The sequence below is a fragment of the Saccharothrix longispora genome (genome assembly GCF_031455225.1).
GTDB classification, from domain to species: domain Bacteria; phylum Actinomycetota; class Actinomycetes; order Mycobacteriales; family Pseudonocardiaceae; genus Actinosynnema; species Actinosynnema longispora.
Genome location: NZ_JAVDSG010000001.1, coordinates 7,198,229 through 7,210,603, shown reverse-complemented (window position 1 = coordinate 7,210,603; position 12,375 = coordinate 7,198,229). Strand labels below are relative to the sequence as shown.

The window sequence follows — 12,375 nt, the reverse complement described above, 5'->3', positions numbered from 1 at the left end:
GTTACTGCCCCGCCATCCTGTCGATGATCCCGGACGCGCGCGACAGCACGTCCCGTTCCTCCGGTGTCAGCTCGGCCAGCCGGACGTCCAACCAGGCCTCGCGCGCGGACACCTCTTCGTCGATGTAGCTCAACCCCGCCTCGCTCAGCTCCACGATGGCCTGCCGGCCGTCGGTGGGGTGGGGGCGGCGCGTGGCGAAGCCGTACTCCTCCAGCGCCGCGATGACCCTGGTCATCGACGGCGGCTGGACGCCTTCCCTGGCGGCCAGCTCGCCGGGCGTCAGCGGTCCGCACTTGTGCAGCGTGGACAGCGCGGACACCTGGGTGAGCGAGATCGCGGAGTTCACCCGCTGCGCGCGGAGCCTGCGGTTCAGCCTGACGACGGCCAGTCGCAACCGGCTCGCCAGTCCCGCTTCCACCTCGGTCTCCGCCACGTAGTTAGCATACCTCACGATCTATGCACCCATCGTGTGAACTTGTCCCCCCGTTCCACCACCCCGGGATCGTCAGCCGCCCAGGACCGCCTGGATCGGCCCGATCGCGAAGTAGACGACGAACGCCGCCGACACCACCCACATCAACGGGTGCACGCTGCGCGCCCGACCGGTCAGCGCGCGCAGCAGCACGTAGCTGACGAAACCCGCGCCGATGCCGTTCGCGATGGAGTAGGTGAACGGCATGACCACGATGGTCAGGAACGCGGGAAGCCCCACCGAGAAGTCGGCGAAGTCGATCTCCCTGACCTGGGCGATCATCAGCGCGCCGACGATCACCAGCGCCGGCGCCGCCGCCTCGACCGGCACGATCGAGTACAGCGGGGTCAGGAACATCGCGGCGAGGAACAGCAGGCCCGTCACGACGTTCGCCAGGCCCGTCCGCGCGCCCTCCGCGATGCCGGCCGCGGACTCGACGAACACGGTGTTCGACGACGAGGACGCCGCACCGCCCGCCACCGCGCCCAGGCCGTCCACGAACAGCGCCTTGGACACGCCCGGCAGCTGGCCGTCCCTCCCGATCAGCCCGGCCTCCTTGCCCAGGCCCGTCATCGTGCCGACCGTGTCGAAGAAGTCCGTCAGGACCAGCGTGAACACCAGCAGCGCGGCGGTCAGCGCGGGCACCCGGGTCCACGCGCCGAACGACACGTCGCCGAGCAGGCTGAGGTCGGGCAGGCCGAACACCTCGTCCGGCAGCGCCGGGTAGCCCAGGTTCCAGCCGGTCGGGTTCACGCCCGCCGACGGGCCCGCCTTGACGATCGCCTCGATCACGACGGACAGGACGGTCGCGGACAGGACGCCGATCAGGATGCCGCCCTTGACCTTGCGCGCCACCAGGATGCCGGTCAGGACCAGGCCGACGACGAACACGAACGTGGGCCACGACGCGATCGAGCCGCCGATGCCCAGTCCGACCGGGACGGTCGTGCCCGCGGCGTCCGGGACGCGGCGCACGAAACCCGCGTCGACCAGGCCGATGAAGCAGATGAACAGGCCGATGCCGACCGCGATGGCCGCCTTCAGGTCGGCGGGCACCGCGTTGAACACGGCCGTGCGGACGCCCGTGACGACCAGCAGCAGCACCACCAGGCCGTTGACGACGACCAGGCCCATCGCCTCGGGCCACGACACCTGCGGCACGATCGTCACCGCGACGAACGAGTTGATGCCCAGGCCCGTGGCGAGCGCGAACGGGTAGTTCGCGACCAGTCCGAACAGGATCGTCATGACGCCCGCGACGAGCGCCGTGACCGCCGCCACCTGCGGCACGGTGAGGATGTTGCCCAGGACGTCGACCTTGGCGGACGGGTCGTCGGCGGCGAAGCTGCCCAGGATCAGCGGGTTCAGCACGACGATGTAGGCCATGGTCACGAACGTGACCAGGCCGCCGCGCACCTCGCGGCCCACCGTGGAGCCGCGCGCGGAGATCTTGAAGAACGCGTCGAGCCCGGACACCCGGGTCCCGGCACCGCTCCCGGCGGTCGCGCCGGGAGCGGACGCCCCCGCCCCCGGTCCTCGTGAACCGGCGTCGGTGTCGTCGGGGGCCGCGTCAGAGGCGGCGGGGTCGGCGGGGTCGGCGGTGGCCATCTCTTCTCCTTGGTCGTCGGTGTGGCGAGGAGGCAGAGCGTGCCCCACCCGTGTTTCGGACAGGTAGCCTGCCTGACGTGGCCGAACAGGACGCATCGCCCCTCCCCGCAGCACCGCTCCCCGCCCCGCCGCCGCTGCCCGCGAGGCTGGCCGACCCGGTGCCCGCCATCGTCGCCGGGACGGGGCTGTGGTTCGTCGGGTTCCTCGTCGTGCTGCTGTTCTGGCGGTCGGAGACGACGCTGCTGTGGACGTGCCTGTCCGGCAGCCTGCTGGGCGTGATCGGCTACGGCGTCTTCACGTGGCAGCGCTCCGCGGCCCGTCGCGGCCGCCGCACCGCCCAACAAGGCCAAGGCCTGACCGACTGACCGACTGACCGACTGACTAACCCGAGAGTCCAACCCCCAGGCCCCGCGAGTCCAACGTTCAGGCCGCGCGAGTCGTACGTCCAGGTCGCGCGAGTCGTACGTTCAGGTCGCGCGAGTCGTACGTTCGGGCCCACTGTGTTCTACGTCCAGGACTCGCCGGGTACCCGAACGTAGAACTCAGGGGCCCTGGACGTACGACTCGCGCGACCTGAACGTACGACTCGCGCGACCTGGACGTACGACTCGCGGGGCTTGGGGGTTGGACTCGCGGTCAGGCCAGGAGGGTGGTGGGGGTCGGGGTGGCGATCAGGGCGGTGAAGGTGTGGCGGTCCGCCCAGCGGGACGTGGTCCAGGCCAGGGCCCGGGCCAGGCCCTCGGGGGTGTCGGCCGCGTGGACCACGTCGTCGGCGACCCACCAGGGGACCTCGTGCTCGGCGCCCTCGGCGGAGACCACGAGGGTGTCGTGGACGACCACGGTGGCCGTGGGCACCTCCACGCCGAGGAGCTCGCACGCCAGGCGCACCGCGCCCAGGTCCGACCACACGACCTCGTCGCCGGCGCCGACGACCTCGCCGGTCACCTCTTCCGAGGCCAGGGGCAGGGCCAGCAGCTCGGCCAGGGCGGGGGCGGAGCCCGACGAGGTGAGGACCTGCTCCGGTGGCAGGACGCCCAGCAGCCACGGGAGGTCCAGGACCAGCACGTCGTCCGCCGGTTCGGCGGCTCCGGTCAGCACCCGGACCCGGTCGGGGGGTTCGACGCCCACGTCGTCGGCCACCGAGGCGAGCAGGGCGTGGACCCGCAGCACCAGGGCGTCGGAGAGGGTGCGGGCGGGATCGCCCAGGCGGGCCAGGAGGTCGGCCACGTCGTCCTCGTCGAGCACGCCCAACGACGTGCGCACGCCCGCCGCCGCCAGCACGTGCGCGGGCAGGCCGACGTCCGGCACCACGTCGTACAGGCCCTCCAGCTCCACGGCGTCGGGCAGCCGCCACGAGCCGAGCGGCGCGCCGCCCAGGGTCGCGTAGCGGGCCAGCCACCAGCCGGTGTAGCCGTCGGGCTCGGTCACCGCGCGCCACGTCACGGGGTCGGCGGCCATCATGGCCAGCGCCCGCGGCCACTTGTCGCGCGCCACCAGGTCGAGGTCGCGGATGCCCAGCACCCGCGTCGGCGGCACGTCGAACGCGTCCCACCAATAGCCCTCGTCGGCCAGGTCGTGGTCCGGTTCGGTGGGCGAGTCGTCGTCCACGACGGTGAACCCGTCGATGACGCCCACGCCGGTCAGCACCTCGCGCGGCCACTCCGCCGCCACCGGAGCGGCGAGCACGCCGAACGGCGCGTCGTCCTCCAGCACCTCCAGCAGCGCCGAGTCGGGCAGCACCAGCTCGTCGGCCCGCCGCCACTCGCCGGAGGACGACGGCAGCGCCAGCGCGCCCAGCCACGGCCGGCCGCCGGCCCGCGACACCAGCCGCAGGACGGTGGAGACCAGTTCGGGCCCTTCCATGCCGGGGTCGTCGAGGCTCTGCCGGACGGCCTCGCGCACCGCGTCGGAGTCGAGCAGCTCGGCGGCGCTCGCCTCGGTCGCGCCGAGCCGCAGCAGCAGCGGGTGCGCGGCCTCCGGGTGTGCGATCCGCAGGCCCGGCACCGAGAACAGGTCGGCGTCGGTGCCGACGAGCACGCCGCGCGGGCTGCTCACCAGGCGACCGTCGACCAGCGGCACGGGCAGGCCGCCCATCTCCTCGCGGGCCGTCGAGTCGACGTCGGCGATCGGCGACAGGGCCTCGTACACCTGCCGCCACCACGACGGGTCGCCGCCGACGCCGGACAGGGCCGCCACGACCTCCGCGACCGACATGCGCGGCACGTCCAGCGCCGCCAGCGCGCGGGCGTGCGACGGCAGCGTCAGCTCGTGGTCGAGCAGGCCGGGGACGACGTCCTCCAGCAGTTCGACCAGGTCGAACGACGCGGCGTCCAGCACCTTGGACGTCGCCGGGGCGCCCCACTCGCCGTCGGCCAGCGGCAGCCACGAGGCCGACCGCAGCTCGGTCAGCACGGCCGTGCGCAGCCGGTCGTCCACCTCGGACAGCGGGAAGCCGGGCAGCGGCACCAGGGAGGTGCGCTCGACCGCGGGCAGCGCGGTCACCAGCGCCGGGTACGCGGCGGCGGCCCGGTCCAGCACGAACGACGCCGCGTCGCCGGCCAGCACCCGCCGCCGGGACGGCTCCACGGGCAGCGTGGCGATCAGCCGGGCGGGCAGGGACAGCTTCTCGTCGGTCGGCGTGGGCGCGTGCAGCACGTCGCCGGACAGCGGCTCGTCCATCGGCCACGCCCAGCACACCGACCACCGGGGCCGCGCCTCCACGCCGGCCACCAGCTCCCCGGGCAGCTCGCCGGCGTCCCGGTGCACCAGCCACCGCCGCACGCCGCCGGGCCCGGTCAGCTCCACGACACCGCCGGTCTCCGCGCGCTCCCACGCCTCGTCGCCGACCTCGACCCTCCGCAGCCCCGGCAGGGCCAGCAGCAGGTCGGGCACCTGGAGCGCGAACTCCGCCAGCACGCCGCCGGCGTCCGCGCGCAGCGGCAGCCGCACCTCGGTGTCGAAGCCCTCGGGCAGGTCGTCCTCGTCGGTCGGCCACACCAGCCGCAGCACGGGCACGTCGCCGCCGCGCGCCGACGCCAGCTCCGGCACGGCCTCGCGGGTGCGGGCAGCCGAGAACGCGACGCCGCCGGAGCGGGACACCACGCGCGGCGCGTCGGTCACCGCCAGCACTGCGGCGAAGCCGACGCCGAACTGGCCGACCGTGCCCGCCGACTTCGACGACGCCCGCAGCGACGCGAGCGCCGACACGCCGGCCGCGTCGAGCGGCGCGCCGGTGTTGGCCGCGCGCAGCTCCCCGTCGACGACGGTCAGCCGCAGCACGCCGGGTTCGGCCCCGGCCGCGTCGGAGGCGTTCTGCGCCAGTTCGACCAGCAGCCGGTCGCGGTAGCCGCCGAGGCGCAGGTCCTCCTCGGCGTTGGCGTCCTCGCGGAACCGGGTGGGCGACCCCCGCCAGGCGGCCAGCACCGACTCGCGCAGCGCGGCGGTGCCGAACGGGTCACGCGGCTCCGGGCTCACTGCCCGCTCTCGCCGGCGGAGGTCCCGGCAGGGGTCCCGGCGGAAGCCGTGTCGGCACCGGCGTCGAAGACCTCGTTCGCCTCGACGTCCAGCACCGCGTCGTCGTACACGACATCGGCCACGGGGATCGCCGGACCGCCCTCCACCTCGACCTCGGAGTGCGCGCCGCACCCGTACTCGACGTGCACCACGTGCCCGTCGGCGGGCGTCAGCTCGTTCGCGCAGATCCCGAACGCGGCGCCGAGCGACCCGGCGACGCGCTGGTAGAAACCGCAGGTGCCGCAGTGCGCGGGCGCGCTGCGGGCCATCTCGCTGCGCGGCCCGAAGTCGCCGGAGTGCCACCGCTGGGCGGCGTCGAGCACGCCCTCGCGGGACAGCACGCGCACCCGGCCGAGGCCCACCTCCAGGGCGACCTCCTCGACGGCCGGGTCGTCGGAGGCGACGTAGCCGGGCGCCAGGCGCGGGTCGTCCTCGGGCGCGGGCAGCAGGTCGCCGACGCCCAGGTCGCCCGCGCGGACCCGCTCGTGCCACGGGACCCAGTCGGGTGCGACGAGCGCCTCGTCACCGGGCAGCAGCACGACCTCGCTGACCGACAGCGGCGTGCCGGGGCCGGCGAACGCGACCGTGACGGCCCAGTTCCAACCCCGGTAGCCCGCGTGCTCGGCCTCGAACAGGTGGGTGGCCGACACCTCGTCCTCGGCGATCACGCCCACGTGGTCGCCGATGCGTTCCGCGCCCGCCTCCTCCTGCGCCGCGGCTCGGGCGAGCTCCACGGCGGCGGTGTCGGCGAGGACTGGGTCGGGCTGCTGGGTCGGCGTCGAGGTCACGGTTGAATTGTGCCGCACGTCGTCGCGCTCCCGCGCACACGTGCCACCCTTTCGGACGTGCGGTGGTTCCTCGTGGTGGCGGTCCTCGTCCTGTCGGCGGCGTGCGGCGCGCCGCCGGGCGGCCCCGGCGAGGCGTCCGGACCCGCCCCGACGGGCTACGAGGTGCTGGGCACGCTGCCGCACGACACGGGCGCGTTCACGCAGGGGTTGGAGCTGGTCGACGGCGTGCTCTACGAGGGCACGGGCCTGGAGGGGCGGTCGTCGGTGCGCCGGATCGACCCGGACACGGGCGAGGTGGAGCGGCGCGTCGACCTGCCCGGCCCGCTGTTCGGCGAGGGCATCACGGTCGTCGACGACCGGCTGTGGCAGCTCACCTGGCGGGACGGCGTGGCCATCGAGCGGGATCGCGACACCCTCGAAGAAGTGAGGCGCGTCACCTACGAGGGCGAGGGCTGGGGCCTGTGCCGCGACGGCGACCGGCTGGTGATGAGCGACGGCACCGACGAGTTGGTGTTCCGCGACCCCGGCACGTTCGCCGAGACCGGCGCGGTGCGGGTCAGCCGCGACGGCCGGCCGGTGACCGAGCTGAACGAGCTGGAGTGCGCCGGCGGGCAGGTGTGGGCGAACGTGTGGCAGACCGACGAGGTCGTCCGGATCGACCCCGCCGACGGCCGCGTCGTCGCCACCTACGACCTGGCGGGGCTGCGGCCGGCCGGCGTGCCGGCGACCGACGTGCTCAACGGCATCGCGGCCGTGCCCGGCACCGACGAGTTCCTGCTCACCGGCAAGAACTGGCCCACGGTCTTCCGGGTGAGGTTCACCGGGGGCTGACCGCCCGTCCCGGGGGTGACCGCGTCCCCGGTGAGGCAGGATTGGGGCGTGACGCCCCCTCGGCCGGAAGACCAGTCGCGGCGGTACCCGTGGGAGGACGACGAGTACAAGCCGCGCACCCGGCCGTACCCGACCCCCGGGACCCCGCCGCCGCCCGACCCGCCCGGCCGGGGCCCCTCGCGCCGGGCACCGCGACCGGACCGCGACCCGGGGGCGCGGGGCGCGCCGGTACGGGCGCCGCGCGACCGCCGCCCGGAGTCCTGGTACGGCGACGACGAGCGGTCCGAGGAGGCGCGCTTCGCCCCGCCGCCGGACGAGCGGCCGACCGCGCCGACCCTGCCGAAGAAGCTCACCGTCACCCGCGTCGCCTGGTTCCGCACCCGCGAGCTGAGCGGGAAGGCGCTGGCCACGTTCCGCCGCGCCGCGCACGCCGACGGCGCGAAGCAGTCCGGTCTGTCCTCCCTCACCTACGCGGTGATGCTGAACTACGCCGCCGACGCCGCCATGGCCGTCGCGCTCGCCAACACCCTGTTCTTCTCCGCCGCCTCCGGCGAGAGCCGCGGCAAGGTCGCCCTCTACCTGCTGATCACGGTCGCGCCGTTCGCGCTCGTCGCACCGGTCATCGGGCCGGCGCTCGACCGCGTCCAGCACGGCAGGCGGGTCGCGCTCGCGGCGTCGTGCGCGCTGCGGGTGCTGCTGTCGATCGTGATGGCGACGAACTTCGACAACTGGGGCCTGTACCCGGCGGCGCTGGGCAGCATGGTGCTGTCCAAGTCGTTCACCGTGCTCAAGTCCGCGATCACGCCGCGCGTGCTGCCGCGCGACATCACGCTGTCCAAGACCAACGCCCGGATGACGGTGTTCGGCCTGGCCGCGGGCGGTGTGTTCGGGGCGTTCGCGGCCGGCTTCGCGAACCTGTTCGGCTCACCCGGCGCGCTGTGGTTCACCGCCGTGCTGAGCGCCGTCAACGCCTACTACTGCCTGCGCATCCCGTCGTGGGTGGAGGTCACCGAGGGCGAGGTGCCCGCGACGCTGCGGGCCGGTCCGGGGAAGCCGGACCGGCCGCCGAAGCGGAAGCGGCAGCCGCTGGGCCGCACGGTCGTGGTGTCGCTGTGGGCCAACGGCACGATCCGGATGCTCACCGGTTTCCTGATGCTGTTCTCCGCGTTCGTGGTGCGCGCCCAGACCGAGGGCGACGCGTTCAAGCAGCTCCTGCTGCTGGGCGTGATCGCGGCGGCGGCCGGTGTCGGCAGCTTCCTCGGCAACGCCGTCGGCGCGCGCCTGCACTTCGGCTCGCCCGACGGCGTCGTCATCGGCTGCCTCACCGCGGTCCTGGTCACGGCGGTGGTGGCGGCGGTGCTGCCCGGCCTGACCACGGCGGCGGCCGTCGGCCTGGTCGGGGCCACGGCCAGCTCGCTGGCGAAGGTCTCGCTGGACGCGGTGATCCAGGACGACGTGCCGGACGAGTCGCGGGCCTCGGCGTTCGGCCGGTCGGAGACCATCCTCCAGCTCGGCTGGGTGTTCGGCGGGGCGCTCGGCGTGCTGCTGCCGACCGAGTACTGGATCGGGTTCACCGTGCTGTCGGTGCTGCTCGCGCTGGGTCTCGCGCAGACCGTGCAGACCCGCCGGGGCACGTCGCTGGTGCCCGGCCTCGGCGGCGACCGGCCGCTGCGCCCCGGCCCCGTCGCGCCCCGTCCCGGCACGTAGGCTCGGCGGCCGTGCGCCGAGTACCGCTTGCCGTCGTCCCGCTGCTGGCCCTCGCCGCCTGCGCGGCCCCGCGGAACCCCGAGGTGACCTTCTACGCCGACGGGCACGCGGTGGACGTCGGCCCGTCGCAGTACTGCGACCTCCAGTCGGAGAACTGCGACGTGGACCCGAACGCCCTGGGCGTGCTGCGGGTGCGGCCGGGGAAGCCGGTGCAGATCTCCGTGCCCGGCGAGCTGGCCGAGACCGCGTGGTCGGTGAAGTTCACCTACCGCGACGGCGCGGGCGTGCCGCAGGAACCGTTGCGCAGCAAGCTGTTCACCTCGCGCGAGCCGCGGTACGCGTACACGCTCGCGCTGCCGGACCCCGAGGCCCGGTTGGAGAGCGTCGAGGTGCAGCAGTACGGGGCGCGCATCGAGGCGAGCACCACCGGCGCGTTCGACTTCGTGGCGCGCGGCACCTGGGTGCTCAAGGTCGAGGAGCGCTGACCTACGGGTCGAGCTCCCGCGCGACGGCCCGGACCACCTCGGCGATCAGCTTGGTGTTCTTGCGGTCCGGGTAGCGGCCGCGGCGCAGCTCGGGCTGCACCTTCGTCTCCAGCAGCTTGATCATGTCCTCGACCAGGCCGTGCAGCTCCTCCGCGGGACGGCGGCGCGCCTCGGCCACCGACGGGGCGGGGTCGACCAGGCGCACCGACAGCGCCTGCGGCCCGCGCCTGCCCTCGGCCATGCCGAACTCGATGCGCTGACCGGCTTTCAGGCCCTCGACGCCGGGGGGCAGCGCGGATTTGCGCACGTAGACGTCCTCGCCACCGTCCTGCGTGACGAAGCCGAAGCCCTTTTCCGAGTCGTACCACTTGACCTTGCCGGTCGGCACCGCGCTCACCAATCCTTCTTGCACTCACACGACGAACGCGCCCCGGGCGTGCCCGAGGCGCGTCCCACCAGAGTAGCCAGAACACCGGGCCGGAGGCACCTCCGATCGCGCGACTAGGCTCATCCGCATGTCGAAGCTGATGCCGGCGGCGGTGGTCCTGTTCGCGCTCGGTGTCGTGGCGATCGTCGCGATGTTCGTCGTGGGCGAACGCGGGCTGCCCGCGTGGGTGTTCGCGGCGGGCTGGCTGCTCGCCCCCGCCGGTCTCGCGCTGGGCGTGGTCAGCGCGGTGCGGGACTCGAAGCGGCCCCGGCGCTGAGCCGGTCGGCGTTCGCGCGCAGCCAGTCCGGGAAGCCCGTCAGGTCGGGCAGCACGACGTCCGCGCCCTCGGCGGTCAGCTCGTCGGCGGCGCACGGCCCGCTCACCACGCCGACCGCCACCGCGCCCGCAGCCTTCGCGCCCCGCACGTCGCCCACGTGGTCGCCCACGTAGACCGCGGCGCCGTGCGCCTTGAGCGCCTCGGCCTTGCCGGTGGACCACAGCTCGCCGAACAGGTGGTCCACCTCCCAGCCGAACGCGGCCAGGTGCAGCGCGGCGTTCTTGCGGTACTTGGCGGTCACCACGAGCGTCGTCCCGCCCAGCTCGCGCACGGCCGCAAGCGCTTGCGCGGCGCCGGGCAGCGCCACCGTCGCCGGGATCACCACCTCCGGGTACAGCGCGCGGAACCGGTCGACGAGGGCCGGGACGTCCTCCTCCGGCACGCCGAAGCCGCGGTAGACCATGTCGAGCGGCGGACCGAGGTTGGCCGCGAAGTGGGCGCCGTCGAGCGGGTAGCCGGACTCGGCCGCCACCGCGTCCATCACGGCGGCCATCCCGGGCCGGGGGTCGATCAGCGTCATGTCCAGGTCGAATCCCACGGTCAGCGGCACCCTCCGACTGTAACCCCCGCTGTGCCAAGCTTTGTCGCGTGACGGAACTCACCCGCGCCCTGCTGCTGGCGGCCGCGGACCTGGTGGCGGCGCGCGGTTCCCGCGGCCTGCGCATGGCCGACGTCGCCAGCCGGGCGGGCGTGAGCAGGCAGAGCGTCTACAACGAGTTCGGCAACAAGGACCGGCTGGTGCAGGCGGTGGCCCTGTTCAAGGCGGGCGAGTTCCTCGACGGCGTGCGCGAGCGGTTCCGCGCCGCCCCAGACCCGGTGGAGGGGCTGCGGCTCGGCCTCGGGTTCGCCTTCGCGCTGGCCGTCGAGGACCCGCTGGCCCGGTCCGTGTTCACCGGGGCGAACGCCGAGGACCTGCTGCCGCTGCTCACCACCCGCGGCCAACCGGTCCTGGCGCTCGCCACCTCGGTGTTCGCGCAGCACATCGGCGCGCACTGGCCCGCCCTGCCCGCCGCGCGCGTGCGCCTGACCGCGGAGACGGTCGTGCGCCTCGCGCTCAGCCACCTGCTCACGCCGAGCCGGCACTTCCCGCCGGGCAGCCGCCGGGTCGAGGCCGTGGTGGCGGTGGCGGAGGCCCTGCTGCGCGAGCCGTGACCCCGCCGACCGCGACCCCGCCGACCGCGACCCGCCGGCCGGGGTCACCCGGCCGGGATCACCGGACGCCCTCGTAGGACAGGCCGACGGCGGCGGCGGCGCGTTCCATCGTGCGCAGGACGGCCAGCGAGTCGTCGTGCGTCATCGACGGGCTCTCCACCTCGCCCGCCGCGACCCGCGCCACGACCTCGCGCAGCTGCGGCACGTAGCCCGCACCCTCCTGCGCGTGGGTGTGCTCCACGCCGTTCACGATCATGCGCGCCGGGTTGTACATCGCCTCCGGGAACTCCACGAGCCCCTTCGTGCCGTACACGACCGCGCCGTCCTTGAGCGGGCTGACCAGCGACGACCCGAGCAGGGCGTGGGCGCCGCCGGGGTAGCCGAGCAGCATGCCCAGTTCGGCGTCCACGCCGCCGACCAGCGACCCGTGCGCGTGCACCACCTCCGGCTCGCCGAGCAGCAGGTGCGCGAACGACACCGGGTAGATGCCCAGGTCGAACAGCGAGCCGCCGCCGAGGTCCCGGTTCCACAGCCGGTGCGCCGGGTCGTGCGGCAGCGTGAAGCCGAAGTCGGCCCGGACCGACCGCACCTCGCCGATCTCCCCCGCCGCGACCAGGTCGCCCAGGCGCGTGACGAGCGGGTTGAACCGGGTCCAGACGGCCTCCATGAAGAACAGGCCGCGCTCGCGCGCCAGGTCCACCACGTCCCGCAGGTCGGCGGAGGTCAGCGCGGCGGGCTTCTCGCACAGCACGTGCTTGCCCGCCTCCAGGGCGGCCCGGCTCACCTCGTGGTGCTGGACGTGCGGCGTCGCCACGTAGACCACGTCCACGTCGGGGTCGGCCAGCAGGTCGGCGTAGTCGCCGTAGGCGCGCGGGATGCCGTGCTTCGCGGCGAAGGCCTCGGCCTTCGGCAGCGCGCGGGACGACACCGCGAGCACCTCGGCGTCGGGCAGGAGGCGGAGGTCACCGGTCACGACGTCGGCGATGCCGCCCGTGGCGACGACGCCCCAGCGGAGTCTGTTCTGCACAAGCGGGCAGCTTAATCGGGCAGGATGG

Annotated in this window: 13 protein-coding genes; 6 read left to right on the top strand and 7 right to left on the bottom strand. The window is 74.3% G+C overall.

Features of this window, described 5'->3' with window-relative positions; translation table 11 throughout:
* Position 1: 1 nt before the first annotated feature.
* The gene (locus J2S66_RS31285; RefSeq protein ID WP_310311642.1) at positions 2-433 is read right to left on the bottom strand and encodes a MarR family winged helix-turn-helix transcriptional regulator; all 432 of its coding nucleotides are present in this window, start codon (positions 431-433) and stop codon (positions 2-4) included.
* Positions 434-505: 72 nt separating this feature from the next.
* Entirely contained in the window at positions 506-2,080 is a 1,575-nt protein-coding gene (locus J2S66_RS31280; protein WP_310311640.1) for an NCS2 family permease, read from the bottom strand.
* A 77-nt stretch (positions 2,081-2,157) separates the two neighbouring features.
* On the opposite strand from J2S66_RS31280, the gene J2S66_RS31275 reads away from it, so the two are divergent.
* Positions 2,158-2,445, top strand: coding sequence for a DUF2530 domain-containing protein (locus J2S66_RS31275; protein ID WP_310311639.1), 288 nt, complete (start codon positions 2,158-2,160; stop codon positions 2,443-2,445).
* A gap of 271 nt (positions 2,446-2,716) precedes the next feature.
* Here J2S66_RS31275 and J2S66_RS31270 read toward each other — a convergent pair whose 3' ends face one another.
* Both J2S66_RS31270 and J2S66_RS31265 read right to left on the bottom strand, forming a co-directional pair.
* Entirely contained in the window at positions 2,717-5,554 is a 2,838-nt protein-coding gene (locus J2S66_RS31270; protein WP_310311636.1) for a sacsin N-terminal ATP-binding-like domain-containing protein, read from the bottom strand.
* Entirely contained in the window at positions 5,551-6,381 is an 831-nt protein-coding gene (locus tag J2S66_RS31265; protein WP_310311634.1) for a DUF3027 domain-containing protein, read from the bottom strand. The genes J2S66_RS31270 and J2S66_RS31265 overlap by 4 nt, the downstream gene beginning before the upstream one ends.
* A 57-nt stretch (positions 6,382-6,438) precedes the next feature.
* Here J2S66_RS31265 and J2S66_RS31260 point away from each other — a divergent pair, with 57 nt between their 5' ends.
* Genes J2S66_RS31260 through J2S66_RS31250 form a run of 3 tightly spaced genes read left to right on the top strand, consistent with a single transcriptional unit; the run spans position 6,439 to position 9,404 of the window.
* Positions 6,439-7,212, top strand: coding sequence for a glutaminyl-peptide cyclotransferase (locus tag J2S66_RS31260; RefSeq protein WP_310311632.1), 774 nt, complete (start codon positions 6,439-6,441; stop codon positions 7,210-7,212).
* 15 nt (positions 7,213-7,227) lie between these two features.
* Positions 7,228-8,919, top strand: coding sequence for an MFS transporter (locus J2S66_RS31255; protein ID WP_425566350.1), 1,692 nt, complete (start codon positions 7,228-7,230; stop codon positions 8,917-8,919).
* 11 nt (positions 8,920-8,930) lie between these two features.
* Positions 8,931-9,404, top strand: coding sequence for a DUF2771 family protein (locus J2S66_RS31250; protein ID WP_310311627.1), 474 nt, complete (start codon positions 8,931-8,933; stop codon positions 9,402-9,404).
* A gap of 1 nt (position 9,405) precedes the next feature.
* Here J2S66_RS31250 and J2S66_RS31245 read toward each other — a convergent pair whose 3' ends face one another.
* Positions 9,406-9,792 (bottom strand): cold-shock protein, encoded by a 387-nt coding sequence (locus J2S66_RS31245; RefSeq protein WP_310315217.1) that lies wholly within the window; start codon positions 9,790-9,792, stop codon positions 9,406-9,408.
* A gap of 127 nt (positions 9,793-9,919) precedes the next feature.
* Between J2S66_RS31245 and J2S66_RS31240 the strand changes: the two genes are divergently transcribed.
* The gene (locus tag J2S66_RS31240) at positions 9,920-10,108 is read left to right on the top strand and encodes a hypothetical protein (RefSeq protein ID WP_306745618.1); all 189 of its coding nucleotides are present in this window, start codon (positions 9,920-9,922) and stop codon (positions 10,106-10,108) included.
* Here the strand turns inward: J2S66_RS31240 and J2S66_RS31235 are convergent.
* Entirely contained in the window at positions 10,071-10,718 is a 648-nt protein-coding gene (locus tag J2S66_RS31235) for an HAD family hydrolase (protein WP_310311624.1), read from the bottom strand. The two genes, J2S66_RS31240 and J2S66_RS31235, sit on opposite strands and share 38 nt — an antisense overlap.
* A gap of 38 nt (positions 10,719-10,756) precedes the next feature.
* Between J2S66_RS31235 and J2S66_RS31230 the strand changes: the two genes are divergently transcribed.
* Complete coding sequence (locus J2S66_RS31230) at positions 10,757-11,320, top strand: TetR/AcrR family transcriptional regulator (protein WP_310311622.1); 564 nt, start codon at positions 10,757-10,759, stop codon at positions 11,318-11,320.
* A 58-nt stretch (positions 11,321-11,378) separates the two neighbouring features.
* On the opposite strand, the gene J2S66_RS31225 is transcribed toward J2S66_RS31230, so the two are convergent.
* Entirely contained in the window at positions 11,379-12,347 is a 969-nt protein-coding gene (locus J2S66_RS31225; RefSeq protein ID WP_310311621.1) for a Gfo/Idh/MocA family protein, read from the bottom strand.
* Positions 12,348-12,375: the final 28 nt, after the last annotated feature.

Bases quoted from the DNA above. Each gene is read 5' to 3' on its own strand.
- J2S66_RS31280 (WP_310311640.1), bottom strand. From the start codon at position 2,080: ATGGCCACCGCCGACCCCGCCGACCCCGCCGCCTCTGACGCGGCCCCC.
- J2S66_RS31240 (WP_306745618.1), top strand. From the start codon at position 9,920: ATGTCGAAGCTGATGCCGGCGGCGGTGGTCCTGTTCGCGCTCGGTGTC.